Origin of the sequence: Rhizobium sp. YAF28 (genome assembly GCF_052113285.1) — a bacterium.
Classification (GTDB): Bacteria; Pseudomonadota; Alphaproteobacteria; order Rhizobiales; family Rhizobiaceae; genus Rhizobium.
Window position 1 is genome coordinate 1 of record NZ_JBFRCX010000022.1, and the last position, 18,010, is coordinate 18,010.

Annotated in this window: 21 protein-coding genes; 15 read left to right on the forward strand and 6 right to left on the reverse strand. The window is 61.5% G+C overall.

The window, feature by feature from the left end; all coding sequences use genetic code 11:
- The 3 genes from groEL to AB4Z13_RS31665 form a co-directional block, all read left to right on the forward strand.
- Positions 1-807, forward strand: an 807-nt coding sequence (gene groEL, locus AB4Z13_RS31655; protein ID WP_442207686.1) for a chaperonin GroEL, incomplete at its 5' end; no start/stop codon positions are given.
- Between the two features lie 372 nt (positions 808-1,179).
- Positions 1,180-2,004, forward strand: coding sequence for an arginase family protein (locus AB4Z13_RS31660; RefSeq protein ID WP_442207687.1), 825 nt, complete (start codon positions 1,180-1,182; stop codon positions 2,002-2,004).
- 419 nt (positions 2,005-2,423) lie between these two features.
- Positions 2,424-3,341, forward strand: a complete 918-nt coding sequence (locus AB4Z13_RS31665; RefSeq protein WP_442207731.1) for an MBL fold metallo-hydrolase — start codon at positions 2,424-2,426, stop codon at positions 3,339-3,341.
- A gap of 148 nt (positions 3,342-3,489) precedes the next feature.
- On the opposite strand, the gene AB4Z13_RS31670 is transcribed toward AB4Z13_RS31665, so the two are convergent.
- The 3 genes from AB4Z13_RS31670 to AB4Z13_RS31680 form a co-directional block, all read right to left on the reverse strand.
- Positions 3,490-3,915 (reverse strand): GFA family protein, encoded by a 426-nt coding sequence (locus tag AB4Z13_RS31670; RefSeq protein ID WP_113323955.1) that lies wholly within the window; start codon positions 3,913-3,915, stop codon positions 3,490-3,492.
- Positions 3,916-3,947: 32 nt separating this feature from the next.
- Positions 3,948-4,580, reverse strand: a complete 633-nt coding sequence (locus tag AB4Z13_RS31675; protein WP_442207688.1) for a DapH/DapD/GlmU-related protein — start codon at positions 4,578-4,580, stop codon at positions 3,948-3,950.
- Positions 4,581-4,756: 176 nt separating this feature from the next.
- On the reverse strand, positions 4,757-5,248 hold the full coding sequence (locus tag AB4Z13_RS31680; RefSeq protein ID WP_113323953.1) for a hypothetical protein: 492 nt from the start codon (positions 5,246-5,248) through the stop codon (positions 4,757-4,759).
- A gap of 395 nt (positions 5,249-5,643) precedes the next feature.
- Here AB4Z13_RS31680 and AB4Z13_RS31685 point away from each other — a divergent pair, with 395 nt between their 5' ends.
- Both AB4Z13_RS31685 and AB4Z13_RS31690 read left to right on the forward strand, forming a co-directional pair.
- The gene (locus AB4Z13_RS31685) at positions 5,644-7,425 is read left to right on the forward strand and encodes an adenylate/guanylate cyclase domain-containing protein (protein ID WP_442207689.1); all 1,782 of its coding nucleotides are present in this window, start codon (positions 5,644-5,646) and stop codon (positions 7,423-7,425) included.
- A gap of 170 nt (positions 7,426-7,595) precedes the next feature.
- Positions 7,596-8,525, forward strand: a complete 930-nt coding sequence (locus AB4Z13_RS31690; RefSeq protein WP_442207690.1) for an alpha/beta hydrolase family esterase — start codon at positions 7,596-7,598, stop codon at positions 8,523-8,525.
- Here AB4Z13_RS31690 and AB4Z13_RS31695 read toward each other — a convergent pair.
- Positions 8,516-9,727, reverse strand: a complete 1,212-nt coding sequence (locus AB4Z13_RS31695) for a TCR/Tet family MFS transporter (protein WP_442207691.1) — start codon at positions 9,725-9,727, stop codon at positions 8,516-8,518. The two genes, AB4Z13_RS31690 and AB4Z13_RS31695, sit on opposite strands and share 10 nt — an antisense overlap.
- 23 nt (positions 9,728-9,750) lie before the next feature.
- A complete protein-coding gene (locus tag AB4Z13_RS31700; protein WP_442207692.1) occupies positions 9,751-10,653 on the reverse strand; it encodes an NADP-dependent oxidoreductase in 903 nt (300 codons plus the stop codon).
- A 205-nt stretch (positions 10,654-10,858) separates the two neighbouring features.
- On the opposite strand from AB4Z13_RS31700, the gene AB4Z13_RS31705 reads away from it, so the two are divergent.
- The 4 genes from AB4Z13_RS31705 (at position 10,859) to AB4Z13_RS31720 (ending at position 13,396) form a co-directional block, all read left to right on the forward strand.
- Positions 10,859-11,551: a TetR/AcrR family transcriptional regulator gene (locus AB4Z13_RS31705; protein ID WP_439015689.1), complete on the forward strand. Its 693-nt coding sequence runs from the start codon at positions 10,859-10,861 to the stop codon at positions 11,549-11,551.
- Between the two features lie 209 nt (positions 11,552-11,760).
- Positions 11,761-12,087 carry a PadR family transcriptional regulator gene (locus AB4Z13_RS31710; RefSeq protein WP_113323948.1) on the forward strand — a complete coding sequence of 109 codons (327 nt, stop codon included), beginning with the start codon at positions 11,761-11,763 and terminating at the stop codon, positions 12,085-12,087.
- Positions 12,084-12,656 carry a DUF1700 domain-containing protein gene (locus AB4Z13_RS31715; RefSeq protein WP_113323947.1) on the forward strand — a complete coding sequence of 191 codons (573 nt, stop codon included), beginning with the start codon at positions 12,084-12,086 and terminating at the stop codon, positions 12,654-12,656. Before AB4Z13_RS31710 ends, AB4Z13_RS31715 begins: the two co-directional genes overlap by 4 nt.
- A gap of 32 nt (positions 12,657-12,688) precedes the next feature.
- Complete coding sequence (locus tag AB4Z13_RS31720) at positions 12,689-13,396, forward strand: GIN domain-containing protein (protein ID WP_113323946.1); 708 nt, start codon at positions 12,689-12,691, stop codon at positions 13,394-13,396.
- Between the two features lie 312 nt (positions 13,397-13,708).
- Here the strand turns inward: AB4Z13_RS31720 and AB4Z13_RS31725 are convergent, their stop codons facing one another.
- A complete protein-coding gene (locus tag AB4Z13_RS31725; protein ID WP_442207693.1) occupies positions 13,709-14,227 on the reverse strand; it encodes a DUF6428 family protein in 519 nt (172 codons plus the stop codon).
- Between the two features lie 42 nt (positions 14,228-14,269).
- On the opposite strand from AB4Z13_RS31725, the gene AB4Z13_RS31730 reads away from it, so the two are divergent.
- Genes AB4Z13_RS31730 through arsK form a run of 6 tightly spaced genes read left to right on the forward strand, consistent with a single transcriptional unit; the run spans position 14,270 to position 17,890 of the window.
- Entirely contained in the window at positions 14,270-14,626 is a 357-nt protein-coding gene (locus AB4Z13_RS31730; RefSeq protein ID WP_442207694.1) for an ArsR/SmtB family transcription factor, read from the forward strand.
- Positions 14,623-15,153 (forward strand): arsenate reductase ArsC, encoded by a 531-nt coding sequence (locus AB4Z13_RS31735; RefSeq protein ID WP_442207695.1) that lies wholly within the window; start codon positions 14,623-14,625, stop codon positions 15,151-15,153. Before AB4Z13_RS31730 ends, AB4Z13_RS31735 begins: the two co-directional genes overlap by 4 nt.
- Positions 15,153-15,596, forward strand: coding sequence for an arsenic resistance N-acetyltransferase ArsN2 (arsN2, locus tag AB4Z13_RS31740; RefSeq protein ID WP_442207696.1), 444 nt, complete (start codon positions 15,153-15,155; stop codon positions 15,594-15,596). The genes AB4Z13_RS31735 and arsN2 overlap by 1 nt, the downstream gene beginning before the upstream one ends.
- A complete protein-coding gene (locus AB4Z13_RS31745) occupies positions 15,593-16,297 on the forward strand; it encodes an aquaporin (protein WP_442207697.1) in 705 nt (234 codons plus the stop codon). The genes arsN2 and AB4Z13_RS31745 overlap by 4 nt, the downstream gene beginning before the upstream one ends.
- Positions 16,294-16,722 carry an arsenate reductase (glutaredoxin) gene (gene arsC, locus AB4Z13_RS31750; protein WP_442207698.1) on the forward strand — a complete coding sequence of 143 codons (429 nt, stop codon included), beginning with the start codon at positions 16,294-16,296 and terminating at the stop codon, positions 16,720-16,722. Before AB4Z13_RS31745 ends, arsC begins: the two co-directional genes overlap by 4 nt.
- The gene (gene arsK / locus AB4Z13_RS31755) at positions 16,697-17,890 is read left to right on the forward strand and encodes an arsenite efflux MFS transporter ArsK (protein WP_442207699.1); all 1,194 of its coding nucleotides are present in this window, start codon (positions 16,697-16,699) and stop codon (positions 17,888-17,890) included. Before arsC ends, arsK begins: the two co-directional genes overlap by 26 nt.
- The last annotated feature ends 120 nt before the right edge of the window (positions 17,891-18,010 follow it).

Consider the following 18,010-nt stretch of genomic DNA (forward strand, 5'->3'; position numbering starts at 1 on the left):
GCCGCTGTCAAGGCTCCGGGCTTCGGCGATCGCCGCAAGGCCATGCTGGAAGACATCGCTATCCTCACGGGCGGCACTGTCATCTCCGAAGACCTCGGCATCAAGCTCGAGTCCGTCACCCTCGACATGCTCGGCCGCACCAAGAAGGTCTCGATCTCCAAGGAAAACACCACGATCGTCGACGGCGCTGGCGCCAAGTCCGACATCGAAGGCCGTGTTGCCCAGATCAAGGCCCAGATCGAAGAAACCACCTCTGACTACGACCGCGAAAAGCTGCAGGAACGTCTTGCCAAGCTCGCTGGCGGCGTTGCCGTTATCCGCGTCGGCGGCTCGACGGAAATCGAAGTGAAGGAAAAGAAGGACCGCATCGACGACGCTCTCAACGCGACGCGCGCTGCTGTCGAAGAGGGTATCGTTCCGGGCGGCGGCACGGCCCTGCTGCGCTGCTCTATCGTTCTTGACGTCAAGGGCGAGAATGACGACCAGAATGCCGGCGTCAACATCATCCGCAAGGCGCTCCAGTCGCTGGTTCGCCAGATCGCCGAAAATGCTGGTGATGAAGGCTCGATCGTCGTCGGCAACATTCTCAAGAGCAATACAGACAACTACGGCTACAACGCCCAGACGTCCGAATATGGCGACATGATCGCCATGGGCATCGTCGACCCGGTCAAGGTCGTTCGTACGGCGCTGCAGAATGCGGCTTCGGTTGCCGGGCTTCTCGTGACCACGGAAGCCATGATCGCCGATATACCCAAGAAAGATTCCGCAGCAGGCGGCATGCCTGACATGGGCGGCATGATGTGAAGAAGTCGTTCCAGAAGCGCGTTCGCTGACACAAGACGTTGGCTGACACAAGGCAAGGGGGGCTCCGATTGATCGGGGCCTCCGACGTCCGGTTGGGCCGGTCGTCGTGCGCGGCCGTAGCGCTCCGGCAGATCGCGCCATGGCGCACTGGACCACAGCACCCGAAAGATGCCGTTCGTGGGGGAACTCGTGATCGCGGCCTGTGTTGTCGCGCTCGTTGCCTGGTTCGGGACGCTGAAGCCGTTTCCGGGGTAGGGCACATTGCTGAAACCCCAGACGACATGGGTGCAACGCGGCGCTTGCTGACCTTCTCGCTTTCCACACGGAAACCAGTTAAACGGGTGGGAACAACACGTTGCGAGGTTGTAAGCGATGGCTGGAAAAGTAGAATATACCGTGTTCCAGGGACGCGCGGGAGATCACAACGACCTGGCGATGCCGGGTGCGAAGGCGATCGGCGAGGAATTGGAACGCCGAACCGGCATTTCTCCTGCAGTGATCGGCACCCCGGAGCCCGCCGTGAATGGCGGTTGGCGCGAAGAGCTCGATGCGGCCCTGCCGTCGCTCAGAGAGTTGCAGTCCCGATTTGACGAGGTGTTGGCCGCAGGCGCGGCGTCGATCGCTGCCACCAGCCGTTGCGCGGTTTCGCTGGCAACCCTTCCAGCCGTTGCGAAGCACCATCCCGCGGCCTGCATCGTGTGGTTCGATGCACATGGCGATCTCAATCCACCGGAGGCCAGCCCTACCGGATATCTCGGCGGGCTGGCGCTTGCGGGGCCACTTGGCCTTTGGGATTCCGGTCTCGGTGCGGGTTTAAGCTTTGATCAGGTCGTTCTCGTCGGTCAACGTGACCTCGATCCGTACGAACTGGATCTGATCGCGAAACACGACATCCCGCATATCGAACCAGGAGCCGATCTCGCGACCGACCTTGGGAGAGCGATCGCCGGCCGCCCAGTCTATGTGCATTTCGACTGCGATGTTTTGGAGCCCGGCATCGTGCCGACAGATTACGAATGCGAAGGCGGCTTGTCGCTGGATGATGTGCGAGCCTGCTGCAAGGTTATCGCAGAACATGACTTCGTCGGGATAGAAATTGCCGAGTTCCAGAACTCGTGGGAAGCTGGCGGCCCGCCAGTCTCACCGAGCGCTCTGCTCGATGCCCTGGAGCCGGTTTTGACAAAGAGCTCCCACTAAGCGAATGGCAGCTTAGGTCCTGAATCCGGTCGCCATCCCTGCTGCGTGGCTCATCCTGAAAGCAGACGTGCGAGCGTGGCTCCAATGGTAAGAGCCTGATTTCATTTGTTGTTTGAACGGCGTTCCGGCTCTTTTTTTAACATGATCGAGAGGCGACATACGGTCAGCCGCCCCGTCTTAAACGTAAGTTTGGATTACGGGCGCGTGAGGGCGGCTGTAGTTGTTAGGGGCCGCCACCAAAGAGCGCTCGAAAACGGAAACGTCTGGAAACGTGAGGTTCGAGCGCCGGATCCATGCTGGTATGCGACATCCGCGTATTACCGAATGGACAGTGACAGGCTGGTGTCCACGCAACACAGGAGCGCGTCATGTCGCAGTTAGAAACAAAAGCCCGTAGCACGGGTCCGCAACAGACAAATATGTCCTCGCAGAACAGTTCGGCTCCCGGTGGAGCAAAGCCCGGCGAACTGGTTCCGTCGCGCTATGCGCTTGATATCGGCGACATCGAGGTGATGGTAGTCAGCGATGGGGTTCTGCCGCTGCCAACCGCGATGCTGGGACACAATGCCGAACCGGCCGTCCGTGCCGCCTGGCTGGGCGACATGTTCCTGCCGCCGGACGCTTTCGACTGGTCGCTGAACGTGGTCGTGGTGCGTAGCGGCGCACAGACCATCCTCGTCGATGCGGGGCTCGGGATCGACCCGGACCTGAACCTGCCGCGGGCCGGGCAGTTGATCAAGCGACTGGAGGCCGCGGGCATCGATCTTGGTTCCGTGACCGACGTTGTGCTGACCCACATGCACATGGACCATGTTGGCGGGCTGCTCGTGGAAGGGGTGAAGGAACGGCTGCGTCCGGACCTGCGCATCCATGTGGCCGCCGCCGAGGTCAAATTCTGGGAGGCGCCCGATTTCTCCCACGTCTCCATGCCGCCGGGCTTTCCGGACGCGCTTCGGGCAGCCGCCAAGCGGTTCGCCAAGGAGTACCAAAACCAGCTGCGGCTGTTCGATGAGGAATACGAGGTGGCGCCTGGTGTCGTCGTCTCTCGCACCGGTGGCCACACTCCCGGGCATAGCGTGGTCCGCGTGGCCTCCGGCGGCGACAAGCTGATGTTTGCCGGCGACGCCGTGTTTGCGGTCGGGTTCGAACATCCCGACTGGTTCAACGGTTTCGAACACGACCCCGAAGAGGCGGTGCGCGTTCGTATCCGGCTTCTGCGTGAGCTCGCGGCGACCGGCGAACTGTTGGTGGCCACGCATCTGCCGTTCCCCTCCATCGGCCATGTGGCGGTCGACGGCGAAGCCTTTCGCTGGGTGCCGATCTTCTGGGATTATTGACGGGGTTGTGTCACGCCGCACCAGGCTGAGCGTGGCTCATATCCGTCTCAATCAGCGAGGCCCGGCGAATGCCTGGGCCTCGTTTCATTTTGGCGGCCGTATGCCGCTGGAGCCGCTTCCGGGGCAGGAGCGCTCGCCTGGCAAGATCTCACTTTGCCGGCTCGAAGCGAAGTATGCCGGCGACCCTTGCCTTGGTGCCGGAATCGGAGGGGTGGGAGACGCCGTCCATGACCTGCACCTCCGGAAAGTCGAAGGGGCTGATACCCTCGATGCAGGCGACATTGATGCCGAACTGGTTCGGATTCGAGCGGCGCTGGTGATGGGTATAGATGCCGCAGGTCTTGCAGAAATAATGCTTCGCCGTGCGGGTATTGAATTGATAGAGCGTCAGATTGTCTTCGCCCTCTACGAACTCGATATCCGCAAGCTCAGCCGAGACGGCGATTGCGCCGCGCATGCGGCAGTAGGAGCAGGTGCAGCGGCGGATCGTATTGAATTCGTCCGCCAACCGGAGCCGGAATTTGACGCGGCCGCAGTGGCAGGCCGCATTATGCTCATGTCTCTCGTCGCTCATAATCCGCCTGTCTCTCTCAATGAAATCTCAAACTAGGCCCAGCGCTCGCAGAAGGCTTCGATATCGCTGGACTGAAAATCGGCGAGCCGTTCCATGATGGTCTCGAATGGCCAGTCCCACCAGGCGATCGCGGCAAGTTTTTCCGCAACGTTTCGCGAGAAGCGCTCGCGCAGGAACCTGGCGGGAACGCCGCCGACGATCGTATAGGGCGCAACGTCCTTGGTCACCACCGCGCCTGCCGCGAGCACGGCGCCGTCTCCAACCGTCACACCCGGAAGCACGATGACGCCATGGCCGATCCAGACGTCATTGCCGATGATGGCGCGGTCCGCCTTTCGTTCGGCGAAGAAGGAGTGATCGCGCGCGGCGTCTGCGGAGTAATATTCCGGGCAGTAGGTGAAGCGATGCATCGACGGGCGGTCCATCGGGTGATTGGGCGCGCCGATCCGGACTTCCGCGGCGACGGCGCAGAATTTCCCGATCCTGGCATCACCGACGATGCAGCGCTGGCCGAGATAGGAATAATCCCCGAGTTCGACCGTGTGCAGGGAAGTATTCTCCAGGATCTCGCAGCATTTGCCGATGCTGGAATCCCTGAGGGTAGCGGTCGGGTGGATGACAGTCTCGGCGATCTTGGGGCGGTTCGGCTGGGTGGTCGAGTCCATGGGCAGTCTCCGGATTTCGGTCTGCCTAATCGGGAACGGTGAAGGATATGTGACGCAAGAACGCCGCGATGATCGGCGCACGTGTTCAATGGGCCATGGGTTGCCAGTCCGCCGACCGTGCCGAAGATTTCTGCGCAGAAGGCGTGATCCGCGTCCATTGCGCTCGCGCTATTCCCTCACAGCCCGAAAATGATCTGGCAGGTCGAGGTGTTCGACGGAAAGAACCCGTCTTCGCCAACCGGAACGACCCTGTCGCTCAGCGGCTTCACCCGCGTGATCATTCCGGATTTTGCGGTGACGGCGACGGTGCAGGACACTTCCTGATCATGTTCCGGTGAGAAGATCCGCTTGGTGAGGACCATGTTGCCGATGTATTCCGTCTGGTCATAGGTTCTTGCGGGTATCCGCACCATGCGCGATCGCTGCCAGGTCAGCACGGGCGCTCCGCCTGCAACGCTGCGGTCCGTCGGCGCCCCGAACTTGTCTTCGAATTTCGCGATCGGTTTGCCGCGCCACTGGCTGTCGATCTTGGTATAGGGGGCGGTCAGGGCGGTCCCGAGGTCATCCGAGAGCTTGGCGGCTCCAGCCTGAAGAGTTTTGGCTGCGCCGCAGCCGCAAAGCAGCATCGGCAAGGCGGTGACGACAACAAGCTTTTTCAAAAGTCTCATTTCAAAATTCCGACTTCATAATGATTTCGATCACAGGGATTTTGGCCACAGGCATTTGCGATGACGATTGATTAGCAGCCGGCTATTAACAGGCGCCAAAAACTATCGGTAAAATTGAATATCGAAAAATACGTATAACTTCTGGCGGTATAAATGCCTCTGGCCAAGCCCTATGCCCTTGCGTTTGCACAGCCCGGGCGCTTCCTGTGCTCGGCAGGTTTGGCAGTGCGCCTCAAAGCTCAGTCTGCTTCGGGCCCACAGGTGTTGGAGCGTCGCGATACGCCATGCCAAAGGTGGTTGTTCATCGGTCCCCTTTGCGACAAAACTCTATGAATTTGGCAAAATCCGCGCATATTCATCCAACGGTATGATACGCCGCCGGAGCAATCACTGCTGTGGATCGAAAGCTCGCAGCCATCCTTTCCGCCGATGTTGCCGGTTTCAGCCGCCTTACGGCGCTGGACGAGGAGGGCACGGTTCGTGCTCTCAACGCGTGCCTAAGCCAGATCGCCGAAATAGTGGGCGAGCATGATGGCCGCATCTTCGGCACTGCGGGTGACGGGTTTGTCGCCGAGTTCGCAAGCGCTGTTCAGGCTATCCGGTGCTCGGTTGAAATCCAGCGACGCCTCTCGAGCAATCCAAAAGACATCCCCGGGGATCGCCGCCTGGAGTTCCGCATCGGCGTCAATCTGGGTGACGTCATTGTGTCGGGTGACGATCTGCTGGGCGACGGCGTCAATATCGCCGCGCGCCTGCAGGAGATGGCGCCGCCGTCAGGCATATGCATTTCCGGGTCGGTACGCGAGCATCTCTATGGGAAGGTGCCGTTTACGCTGACGAGCCTCGGCGAACGCTCTATGAAGAATATCCCGAGGCCGATTTCCGTCTTTCGAGTCGACTGGCTGCAGGAGGCGCCTGAAAGCGGGGAGGCCGGGCAAGAGCCAGGGTCAACAAAATCACCATCACCTGCGCCGCGCTTCGGCAGAGACCAGCCGTCGATCGTCGTCATGCCCTTCGACAATCTCAGCGGTCAGGGCGATGAGTATTTCGTGGATGGGGTCGTGGAGGAAATCACCGCGGCGCTCTCGCGCGTTCGGGAATTCTTCGTCATCGCGCGCCAGTCCGCCTTCACCTACAAGGGACGCTTCGTCGACGTGCGTGACCTCGGACGGGAACTCGGCGTCAACTACGTGGTCCAGGGTACGGTTCGGCGCGGAGGAGAGCGGCTGCGGATATCCGTGCAGCTGGTCGATACCGAGACGCGCATGCAGTTCTGGTCAGAGCGTTATGAGGGCGCGGCCGAGGACATATTCGAGCTTCAGGACAGGATCGCGGCTCAGGTGACCGGCGCCATCCATCCGGCCATCCAGAGTGCCGAAACCGAGCTGTCGAAGCGCAAGCCGCCCAGCAGCCTGCGCGCCTATGATCTCGTCATGCGCGCCTATCCGCATCTCTGGGGCCAGAGCAAGGCGACGAACGAGCGGGCAATACCGCTGCTTCTGGATGCCATCGCGATCGACCCTGCTTACGGCCGCGCCCATGCATTTCTGGCATGGTGCTACGCCCAGCACCTTGGCTACATCTGGACCGAGGAACCGGAGCGGGATCTGGAGCGGGCTTTAAAATCTGTCGAAGCCGCAGTGGGCTCCATCGATGATGATCCGACCGCCCTGACCGCCGTCGGCGGGGCGCTCAGCCATTGCGGCGATCAGGAGCGGGCGGCGGCCTATCTTGAGCGGGCGCTGGCGCTCGACCCGAACAATGCCTGGGCATGGGCGCGCTATGGCTGGGTTGCAAGCTACATGGGCGAGACTGGCGCCACGGAGCGGTTCGAACGGGCGCTGACGCTGAGCCCGGCGGATCCGCTTGCCTTCAACATGCGCATGGGCATGGCCCTGTCGCTCGCCATGGCAGGCTCCCTTTCGCAGGCCGTCGCTATTGCCCGGGAGGTCGTCAACAAACATCCCGACGTGACCTGGTGCTACCGGATGATGGCGGCCTGGGCGGCGATGAGCGGCGACGTAAAGACGGCCCGGTGGGCTGCGGGCAAGCTCATGGAGATCGAGCCGCATTTTACGATCGAGCGCTATTTGTCGAGGCCTGTGTTTCAGGGGGTGCCGCAATGGGCGGCCCAGACCGCCGAGGGTCTGCGGCAGGCGGGCTTGCCTGAGCGCTGAGGGTGGTTTTGGGTGGGGGGCCTGTTGAGCCGGAAACGGACTTCGCACGCCGTCCGCGGCGCGCCAGAAGCGACATCGTGTCCCTAGGCGTCGCTTCTTTCGATCATTGCCAGTGATACGGAATGACTTATGTTCGTCGCTGTATTTTCTTCAGGAAGCGGGAATGTTTCATGTGCCGCGCATTGCTCCGCCTGCCATTTGCCGCCTTCCTTTTTCTTCTCGGCTGGGCGGCCGCTCATGCCGATGAAGTCCTGACTTACAAGTGGCAGGGCGTGGACCGCACCGCAATCCTGCATATTCCCAAGGGAGCGGAAGGACACCCCGCACCGCTTGTCATCGTGATGTACGGGTCAGACGACAAGGCCGTGAATTTCCAGAAAAACAGCGGATTTGATGCTGTCGCTGACAGCGAGAACTTCATCACCCTTTATCCGGAAGCGATCGACGGTGCCTGGAATATCAAAAACAGGAAGCCTGTCATCAATGGCGAGCCGGTCGATGACATCGGCTTTTTCCGCACCATGATAGACGATCTGGTGCGCCGCAAGATTGCCGACGGCACAAGGGTCTATGCCACGGGCTTCTCGTTCGGCGCGCTGATGACCTATACGCTGGCCTGCGCGCTTCCCGACAGGATATCAGCGATTGCTCCCGTCGCCAGCGCGATAAACGAAGCGCAGGTCGAAGACTGCAAGCCCGGCCACACCATGCCGGTCATGATGGTGAACGGCACTGATGATGACGTGCAGCGCTACGATGGTTATATCCGCTCATTCGGCAGGCTGCTTTCCGTTCCGGAGACAACGGAATATTGGCGCCGGATCGATGGGTGCACCGGGGAAAATGCCACGGCGCTGCCGCATCTCAACCCGCATGACCTGACCCGCGCCAGTCTGGTCCAATGGTCCGGATGCCAGGCCGATACGGGAGTTCAGTTGTATCGCGTCGAAAACGGCGGCCATTGCTGGCCCCGTCTCGCCAAGTCCGATACCAGCTCCGGTCATGATGATCCGGTAGATGGACCTCGTTTCGGGGGATGCAGCGGCGATATCGAGACAGCGGTTGAGGTGTGGAACTTCTTCAGCGAGTTTCACCGTTGATGATCGAGACATTCACCACGGGTTCTCGTGCTCATCAGCACCAGCGGCACCGCAATCGCGTAGAGGGCGATCACCGAGAGCCAGATGCCGCCCGGCCAGTTCTGTCGCGTCACGAAATAGAGCGATGAAAAGCCGAGCGGCGCGATGATGGAGGCGAGGGAGACGGTGGAGGCGAGCACGCCCTGCAGTTCACCTTGGCGATCGGGCTCGACCGTGCGGGTGGCGAGTGCCTGGAAGGCGGGATTGCCGATGCCGACGAGGGTGAAGACCGGCATGATGGCGAAGATCATCCAGCCCTGGTTGGCCAGTGCCATCACGAGGAGGGCGATCGCGGCGGCGGCGATGCCTGTCATGACCGACCAGCGCTCGCCGAGCAGGCGGGTTGCCGGCCCCGGCAGGAAGGCTTGGCAGAGTGTCTGGCAGATGCCGAAGGCGCCGAGCGACAGGCCGATCCAGAAGCCGTTCCAGCCGAAAGTATCGAAGCCCCAGAGCGCCCAGCAGGTGCCGTAGGATTCGCCGGCGGCGCTGAAGACGAAATAGACCAGCACGATGGGCAGCAGCCCTTTCATCGAGACGATCCATTTCAGCGGCCGCAGCGGGTTCAGCGTGGTGAGATCGATCTTCTGGCGAGATGGTGTGCGGGATTCAAGTGTGCGGGATTCTGGCAGGACGAAGAGGGCAAGCAGCAGATTGCAGGCGTTGAGTACGGCGGCGGCGATGAAGGGCAGGCGCAGCCAGTAATCGCCGAGCAACCCGCCAAGGACCGGGCCGATGATGAAGCCCGCGCCGAACATGGCGTTGAACAGGCCGAAGCGGCGCGCGCGCTGATCCGCAGGCGAAATGTCGGTGATATAGGCCGAGGCGACCGACATATTGGCGCTGGTGAGGCCGGCGATGGCGCGGCCGATCAGCAGCAAAGTGAGGGATGGTGCAAAGGCCATGATGGCGTAATTGATCGCGGCACCGGCAAGCGAGATCAGCAGCACGGGGCGCCGGCCGATCGTATCGCTGAGCGCGCCGAGCACGGGGGCGAAGACGAACTGCATGGCGGCATAGAGCGCCGTCATGAGGCCGACATAGAAGGCGATGTCCTGCGTCTGCGTCACGTCCTGAAGAAGGCGCGGCAGGATGGGGAAGATCAGCCCGATGCCAACGGCGTCGAGGCAGATGGCGGTGAAGATGACGACGAGCGGTTTGTTCATGCCAAATCTGTTCATTGGGGAGCTCAGGGGGAAATGACGAGTTTGCCGGTGACGCGGCCGGTGGCGCTGACGATCTGCGCTTCGGCCGTCTTCTCCAGTGGAAAGGCCTGCTCGATGCGCAGGCGGAAAAGGCCCCTGGAATAGAGTCGGGCAACATCGGCCAGCACCCGTTCCGGCTCCTTCGGCGGGCCACGGGAGAATTTCGCGCCGTACTCCTCGGCCGAGAAATCGGCAACGGAGAGGACGCGGGCGGGATCGCCTGTGATCGCGATCAGTTCGGGGATGATACCGGAGCCGGCGACGTCGATTGCCGCGTCGACGCCATCGGGCGCAAGCTGCTGCACCCGGTCAGCGAGGCCGGGCCCGTAGGTCGTCGGGATGGCGCCGAGTCCCCTGAGGTAGTCGTGTTTCTGCGGGCTGGCGGTGCCGATGACGGTGATGCCCCTGACGCGGGCGAGCTGGAGGATGGCGGAGCCGATGCCGCCTGCGGCACCGCTGACCAGCAACGTCTCTCCGGCTTTGACGCAGAGTTCGTCGAGGCTGCGCCATGCCGTCTCCGATATGACGGGGAGGGCGCCGGCTATCTCGAAGGGCAGGTCATCCGGCTTGTGGACCCAGTGCGTGAGGACGGCATGTTCGGCCATCGTGCCGTTGCCATAACCGAAGACGGCATCGCCGACATAGGTATTGGAAACATCGGGGCCGACCTTATCGACGATGCCGGAGGCTTCAACGCCGAGGCCTGCGGGAAAGTGCACCTCCTCGAAGGCACGATATTGCCCTTCGCGGCGCTTCCAGTCGGACGGGTTGACGCCGGCGGCGCGCACCGCGATCCGCACTTCGCGGGGGCCGGGATGCGGTGCCTCGATCTCGACGATTTCGAGGACTTCGGGGCCGCCATAGCGGCTGAATTGAATAGCTTTCAAGTGTTTGTCCTTTCGGGGGCAGCGGATGCAGGGCACAGCCATGCCGTTCGCGGTCACGAGCACGGCCGCGCGCTTCCAGGGGGACAGGTTTAACGGATTTATGCTGTACTTCATCCAAATGTGTACTGAGTACAGTAATAGGATCTCGGACACTCGCTGTCAAGATTTATGTACTCAGTACATAAATCCTGCTATTGAGAGCGCCATGCCGAAGCCGTCAGATAAAACACCCTCAGCCCCTTCAGATGTGGAAGTCTCGGATTCGGGGCCGCTGGACCGGCGATCCCGCAAGCGCCTCGCCACGCGCCGCGCCATCTCGCTTGCCGCCGACCGGTTGTTTTTCGAGCGCGGTTTCGAGAATGTGACGGTCGATGAGATCGCTGCCGCTGCCGATGTCGGGCGGATGACCGTGTTCAACCACTTCCCCCGCAAGGAGGACATGTTCTTCGATCGCGACGAGGAGGCGCGCGAGACCCTGCGCGAAGCGCTGCGGCAGCGCGACGGCAGTGTTTCACCCATCGAGACCTTGCGCCTGCTCGCGCATCAACTCGTCAGGCAGCAGACGCCTTATCTGTTATTTTCCACGGCGAGCCAGGGCTTTATCGAGACAGTGGAGAACAGCGAAACGCTGAAGGCGAGGGCGCGGGCGATCCGCGACGAGATCGCTCGGGAATTGGCGGTGGCGCTCGCCGAATCCGTCGGCCAAGACCCCGCTGATACGACCGCCAAGCTCGCGGCCGCCATGCTGTTGGCGAGTTGGAGCGTCGCTTTCATCGAGGCGCACCGGACTTTTCGGCAGGGGCGGGATACGGTGAAGGCGAAGGCTGTCTTTCTCGCGCTCGTCGATCAGGGGAGTGCAGGTGTGAAGGCGGCCATGGCGGGCACGGCTTACGCCTGATTCTGCTGGAATAAAAATGGGTGCTCCACGTCTGCGGGGGAGCGTCCTTGTCCTGTGAGCTCGGCTCAACCGACGTCGATACCAAGCGCAAGTCTGTTTTCAGGTGAAGCCGCCGCATCAAGGTCTTGACCGGTCGCGTCAGAAATTTTCGACACTATCTTGTATAAACAGATAGCTTGTTATATCTAATCTTTAAAGCAGAGGTATCCATGACCGACTCGATCCAAGTTCAATTGCGGAAAGGCGCCCTCGACCTATGCGTACTGGCCGTGCTTTCACGCGGCGAGAGCTATGGCTACGAAATCGCCAGCACACTGGTCGATGCCGTCGGCATGGGGGAAGGCACGATCTATCCGCTGATGCGCCGGATGCAGAATGACGGCCTGGTGGCCACCCGTATCGTCGAGTCGAGCAGCGGGCCGCCGCGCAAATATTACCGGCTGACGCCACTCGGCCAGACGATATTCGAAGCTCATCGCCGTGACTGGCGCTCCTTCGCTGACGCAGTCGATAAACTTCTCGAGGATTTGCCATGACGAGGGATGCCTTCTTACGCACGCTGAGACTGGGACTTGCCGGTCTGCCGCCTCAGGAGATCGAAGAGATCGTCGGCGACTACGCCGCTCATTTTGCCGAATCCAATGCCTCTGGCCGCAGCGACGAGGAGGTCGCGGCTGCGTTGGGCGATCCGGCCAGAACTGCCAGGGAATTGCGCGCCGACGCCGGACTGCGCCGTTTCGAAGCGCAGTGGAGCCTGTCGAACCTTGCGGCGGCCGCGATGGCGCTTGCCGGCCTTGCGATCGTCGACATTCTTTTCCTGCTGCCGTTGCTGATCGTCACCATTGCGGTTGCGACCGGCCTTGCAATCGGGCTGGCAGTCATCGGCGCAGTCGGTGTGAAGATCATCTTCACCACGTTGCTGTTCCAGTTCGGTGAACCAGTGACGGCAGTCGTAGCGCGCCTGTTTATCGGCGCCGGGCTTTTGAGCTGCCTGCTGGGTGGCGGTGCGTTGCTGCTGATGGGACTGGGCGCGGGCATACGCGTGCTTGGCCACTATGCCCGGCTACACTTCCGCCTGGCTCAGGTGGATCAGGGCCGCGTTTGAACATTCATCACAGTGTGTGAGGGAACTGGACAATGATCGGAAAATTGGCATTCGTCGCCACGGCGGGAACGATTGGTGCAGCCGTCTTTTTGGCGCTGGGTATCGGGCTTTCCGGCCGGGATTGGACCGATGCAAGGCAATTGTGGAATGCGACGCAGTCCACCTGCGGATCGACCGCCTCTATCAGGCAGAAGATTGCGTTGCCGCTGACCGCAGGCGACGGCTTGACGATCGATTTGCCGGCTTCGGTGCGCTATCAGCCCGGAGATACGGCGGAAGCCGTCGTGAGCGGCGATCCAACGCTTCTCGACCATGTGCGGCTGGAAGGCGGCAGGCTGAGCCTGGATTGTGACCCAGGCTGGTTTGCGTCCGGGCTCGATGTCAGCGTGTCGGGACCGGCGATCACTGACTGGAAATTGCTCGGCAGTGGCGACCTGACCTTATCGCAGATCAATCAGCCTCAACTGCGGCTGAGCATCCGCGGAAGCGGCAGCGTTGCCGCGACTGGAACTGCCGATACGGTCGGCGTGGACATTTCCGGTTCGGGAGCGGCGCGGCTGAAGGATCTGACCGCCAAGTCCGCGCAGATCCTGATCCGCGGCAGTGGCGACGCGCAAATGACCGCAAAGGCGGATGCGGATATCTCGATATTCGGAAGTGGCAATGTCGAGCTGTCCGGTAACCCAACCATTCGACGTTCGGAGATAAGAGGCAGCGGCCGCATCGTGCAAGCGCCGTGACAGGCGTGGCCTGATGGTGCGGCTCTCCCGCCCATCGGCCGGAATCAAAAGGGCGCTCGACCCTTGCGGGGAGCGCCCTTGTCCTGTGAACTCGAACGCGGCTCGACCAACGTCGATACCAAGCGCAAGTCCGTTTTCAGGTGAAGCCGGGATATGATATGCGGCGGGGCGGATTGCAAGGGGCGAAAGCTGGAATCTCCGATATTTCCTGCGTGTATCGCTGCAACAATCAGCTGGCGGCCAGCGAGTGCCGCGGCTCTGGCGCTGAGCGAGCGGCCGGGGAAATCGGCGGATCGTTCACACGGTGGTCGTTCAGCCGCAGCACTTGGCGGCGCTGGTCGGAGCGCAGCAGGAGGTCGATTGGCTTTGTTCGGCGAGCCACCGATCGCGCGGCTTGCAGCTCGCCGGGCGTGGTGCAAGCTCGACATGGACGGCGCCGGCGCGAAGCGTCGGCATTGCCGCGCAATAGAGCTGCATCGGCTGAACGCCATCGCTGACTTCGAATGTCAGCTTGGCCGAATCATCAAGCTTCACATGCTCGGTGACCTTGCGAATGATCGCATGGAATTTGCCTGATGGCATATGGGTGCGATCGTCCTCTTCGATATCCCAAAGCTGAATGAAGATCTCGCTCCAGGCTTCCGGATTGGCTCCGCAGTCCAGCGCCTGGAACTGCCCGGCCTTGACTTCGGTGACATGATAGCCGGGCTTCACCGGGCGGCCGTCATAGTAAAAAACCAGCGGTGATACCTTGGCGCCGGAGAGGATGCTCATGAGTTCGCCGAGGGCGATATCGTCCTTCTGCATTTTGCTGTTGTCGATCGCGTTCATCTGCGTTATTCCTCGTTTCAATCATTCAAGGATTGTTGAAATATGGATCAACGTCAAGCCCTGATCGCATTCGGCGCATTGTCGCAGGAGACGCGACTGCACATCATCCGCATGCTTGTCGTCGCCGGCCCTGACGGCATGGCGGCCGGCGCAATTGCGGAGAAGCTCGAGGTGTCGCCGTCGAATGTGTCCTTCCATCTGAAGGAACTGGAACGCTCCGGCCTGATCGCGCAGCAGCGCGAATCCCGTTCGATCATCTACACGGCGAATTACGATGCGCTCGGTGGCCTTATCCGCTTCCTGATGGAAGATTGCTGCTCCGGTCATCCGGAAATCTGCGCCCCGGCCGCTGAGGTTGCAGCCTGCTGTATCCCTAAAATGGAGGAGAAACTGCAATGACCACAGACCGCGTCTACAATGTGCTCTTTCTCTGCACGGGCAATTCGGCCCGATCGATCCTGGCGGAATCCATCCTGAATATGGAAGGCAAAGGTCGCTTTAGGGCTTATTCGGCTGGCAGTCAGCCAAAGGGAGAGGTCAATCCGCATGCGCTGAAGGAGCTTGAAGCGCTGGGTTATCCGGCAACGGGCTTTCGCTCGAAAAGCTGGGATGAGTTTGCTGAAGCGGGTGCGCCGGAAATGGATTTCATTTTCACGGTCTGCGACAGCGCCGCCGGCGAGGCTTGCCCGGTGTGGATCGGCCATCCGATGACCGCCCATTGGGGCGTCGAAGATCCGGCCGCCGTCGAAGGCAGCGAAGTGGAAATAGGCCGCGCCTTCGCCCAGGCAGCCCGTTTCCTCAAGAACCGCATCATGTCCTTCATCAGCCTGCCGCTCACCTCGATCGATAAGCTCGCGCTGGAATCGCACCTGCGCCAGATCGGTTCGATGGAAGGCGCCAGCATCAAGCAGCCAAAGGCGAGCTGATGGGTTTCGATCTCAATCAGCAGCCCTTGGAAGGCCATGACGAAAGCCTGCGCGCCGCACTTTCCGGCACCGGGCTTCCGGTCGATGATCTCACAGATGCCGGCCGCAGCTTCTACCGGTTTTCGCGTGATGGCGAGACGATCGGCTTCGGCGGGCTGGAACTCTATGGCAAGGCGGCACTTCTGCGATCCATCGTCGTGCTGCCGGATCGGCGGGGTTTTGGTTTCGGCCATGCAATCACGCTCGGCCTGCTCGATGAGGCTCACAGGAAAGGTGCTGATGCTGCCTATCTGCTGACGGAATCGGCCGCCGCTTTCTTTCAATCGCTCGGCTTTCGTCCGATCGCCCGCGCTGAAGCGCCAGCCACCATCCTGATGACGCGCCAGGCCGCAAACCTGTGCCCGGCATCCGCCGCCCTGATGGTCCGGAGCCTGCCGGCATGAGTGCGGTATTTCCTCTGTCGCGGCGGTTGGTCGCCGAAGCGCTCGGCACCATGCTGCTGGTGGCAACCGTTGTCGGTTCGGGGATCATGGCCGATAGCCTGACGGACGATACGGCGCTTGCGCTGCTCGGCAATACGCTGGCAACGGGGGCCATGCTCGTCGTGCTGATCACCATTCTCGGCCCGATCTCCGGCGCGCATTTCAACCCTGTTGTTTCGATGGTCTTCGCGCTCCGGCGTGAACTGCCAGCCTCGTCGCTTCCGGCCTATATCATCGCCCAGATCGCCGGCGGCATTGCCGGCACGATGCTTGCGCATGGCATGTTCGCACTGCCCTTGCTGCAGGCGTCGGAAACCGTACGATCAGGCGGGGCGCAATGGCTCTCCGAAGCGACGGCAACCTTCGGCCTGGTCTTCGTCATCCTCGCGGGCATTCGCTTTCGCGCCGATGCCGTGGCATGGCTGGTCGGCCTCTATATCACCGCTGCCTACTGGTTCACGGCGTCCACGTCGTTTGCCAATCCGGCAGTCGCGATTGCCCGATCGTTGACGCACACGTTTTCCGGCATCCGCCCGATCGATCTGCCGGGCTTCATCATCGCCGAAGTCCTCGGCGCATTGCTGGCGCTGATGCTCGCGGGATGGCTGCTGATGGACGCCCGCAATCCTGAGACCCTCACCAAGACGGAATCCGCCTCATGACTATTGATGTTACGATCTATCACAACCCGGAATGCGGCACCTCGCGCAACACGCTGGCGATGATCCGCAATGCCGGCATCGAACCATCAGTCATCGAATATCTGCAAAACCCGCCGTCGCGCGACGAACTGGTGAAGATGATTGCGGATGCCGGTTTGAGCGTCCGCGGTGCGATCCGCGAAAAGGGCACGCCCTATGCCGAGCTTGGCCTCGACAATCCCGATCTGACGGACGAGCAACTGCTCGATGCGATGCTCAAAGACCCGATCCTGATCAATCGCCCCTTTGTCGTCACGCCCCTCGGCACGCGCCTCGCGCGGCCTTCGGAAGTCGTGCTGAACATTCTGCCGGACACACATAAAGGCCCGTTCACGAAGGAAGACGGCGAGCAGGTTCTCGATGCTGATGGTAAGCGCCTTGTCTGAACGCGTGCCGGTCTCTGCCATTATCGCACTCGGCATTACCCAGATCATCGGCTACGGTACCCTCTATTACAGTTTCAGCATTCTTGCTTCCGATATGGCCGCTACCTTCGGCTGGTCGAACGAATGGATTTTCGGGGCGCTTTCGGTGGCACTTTTGACCGGCGGCCTGACGGCGCCGTGGCTCGGCGTGCTCATCGACAGGATCGGGGCAGGGCGGGTGATGACATCGGGCTCGGCGGTTGCTGCGCTCGCGCTCGTTGCCTGCGCCTATGCGCCCGGCAAGGCATCCTATGTCGCGGCCCTTATCGCCATCGAGGTTGCCGCCAATTTCGTGCAATATGGGGCTGCCTTCGCGCTGCTCGTACAACTGCGGCCGCGGGTCGCCTCGCGCAGCATCACTTATCTGACGCTGATTGCCGGTTTCGCCTCGACGATCTTCTGGCCGATCACCACGGCGCTGCATGCCGCCCTTTCATGGCAGAACGTATATCTGGTCTTTGCCGCCCTCAACATGGCCGTCTGCGTACCCCTTCATGCGTGGCTTTCGCGCGGTGCGGCCGAGCGGCTGGCAACGGCATCAACAGCTGCGCCGCACGTGGAAGGCATTCTGCCGCCGGCGCGCCGCCGCCTTGGATTCGGCCTGATGGTCACGGGCTTTTCGCTGATGTCGCTCGTCGGTTCGGCGATGCTGGTGCATATGGTGCCGCTCTTGTCAGGGCTCGGGCTCGGTGGCATCGCGGCGCTGGTGGGCACCTTGTTCGGCCCCTCGCAGGTCGGCAGCCGGCTGATCAACATGATCTTCGGCAAGGGGCTTCCGGCGCTCTCGCTGGCGCTGATTTCGGCAGTGCTGATCCCCGGCAGCGTGCTGGTGCTTCTGCTGACGGCACCTTCAGTGGCGGGGGCAATGCTCTTTGCCGTCATCTTCGGCATGGGCAACGGCCTGCTCAGCATCGTCACCGGCACGCTGCCGCTGCAGCTCTTCGGCAGCGAGGGCTATGGCAAGCTGCAGGGCAAGATGATGGCGGCGCGGCTGATCCTTTCGGCGCTTGCTCCCTTCGTCCTGGCCTTCGGCATGGCAAATATTGGCATTGCGCCATCGCTCGGCATCACTGCTGCCCTCGGAGGGCTCTCCATTGTTGCCTTTCTTCTCATCGCAGCAGCGCGGTAGCGGTATCTGCCGAACACCACCTCTTTGTGATCACGGCAGTCGCAATCCTCCCATTATGCTTTGGCATGCCACTCCATGCCCTGCTATTGTCCGTCGTCGATGCGTTGATCCTGACATGTA

Bases quoted from the DNA above. Each gene is read 5' to 3' on its own strand.
- AB4Z13_RS31695 (WP_442207691.1), bottom strand. From the start codon at position 9,727: ATGAACAAACCGCTCGTCGTCATCTTCACCGCCATCTGCCTCGACGCC.
- AB4Z13_RS31675 (WP_442207688.1), bottom strand. From the start codon at position 4,580: ATGGACTCGACCACCCAGCCGAACCGCCCCAAGATCGCCGAGACTGTC.
- AB4Z13_RS31730 (WP_442207694.1), top strand. From the start codon at position 14,270: ATGGATCAACGTCAAGCCCTGATCGCATTCGGCGCATTGTCGCAGGAG.
- AB4Z13_RS31745 (WP_442207697.1), top strand. From the start codon at position 15,593: ATGAGTGCGGTATTTCCTCTGTCGCGGCGGTTGGTCGCCGAAGCGCTC.
- AB4Z13_RS31720 (WP_113323946.1), top strand. From the start codon at position 12,689: ATGATCGGAAAATTGGCATTCGTCGCCACGGCGGGAACGATTGGTGCA.
- arsC (WP_442207698.1), top strand. From the start codon at position 16,294: ATGACTATTGATGTTACGATCTATCACAACCCGGAATGCGGCACCTCG.
- AB4Z13_RS31665 (WP_442207731.1), top strand. From the start codon at position 2,424: ATGTCCTCGCAGAACAGTTCGGCTCCCGGTGGAGCAAAGCCCGGCGAA.
- AB4Z13_RS31690 (WP_442207690.1), top strand. From the start codon at position 7,596: ATGTGCCGCGCATTGCTCCGCCTGCCATTTGCCGCCTTCCTTTTTCTT.
- AB4Z13_RS31705 (WP_439015689.1), top strand. From the start codon at position 10,859: ATGCCGAAGCCGTCAGATAAAACACCCTCAGCCCCTTCAGATGTGGAA.
- AB4Z13_RS31735 (WP_442207695.1), top strand. From the start codon at position 14,623: ATGACCACAGACCGCGTCTACAATGTGCTCTTTCTCTGCACGGGCAAT.
- arsK (WP_442207699.1), top strand. From the start codon at position 16,697: ATGCTGATGGTAAGCGCCTTGTCTGAACGCGTGCCGGTCTCTGCCATT.
- arsN2 (WP_442207696.1), top strand. From the start codon at position 15,153: ATGGGTTTCGATCTCAATCAGCAGCCCTTGGAAGGCCATGACGAAAGC.
- AB4Z13_RS31660 (WP_442207687.1), top strand. From the start codon at position 1,180: ATGGCTGGAAAAGTAGAATATACCGTGTTCCAGGGACGCGCGGGAGAT.
- AB4Z13_RS31670 (WP_113323955.1), bottom strand. From the start codon at position 3,915: ATGAGCGACGAGAGACATGAGCATAATGCGGCCTGCCACTGCGGCCGC.
- AB4Z13_RS31710 (WP_113323948.1), top strand. From the start codon at position 11,761: ATGACCGACTCGATCCAAGTTCAATTGCGGAAAGGCGCCCTCGACCTA.
- AB4Z13_RS31715 (WP_113323947.1), top strand. From the start codon at position 12,084: ATGACGAGGGATGCCTTCTTACGCACGCTGAGACTGGGACTTGCCGGT.
- AB4Z13_RS31680 (WP_113323953.1), bottom strand. From the start codon at position 5,248: ATGAGACTTTTGAAAAAGCTTGTTGTCGTCACCGCCTTGCCGATGCTG.
- AB4Z13_RS31725 (WP_442207693.1), bottom strand. From the start codon at position 14,227: ATGAACGCGATCGACAACAGCAAAATGCAGAAGGACGATATCGCCCTC.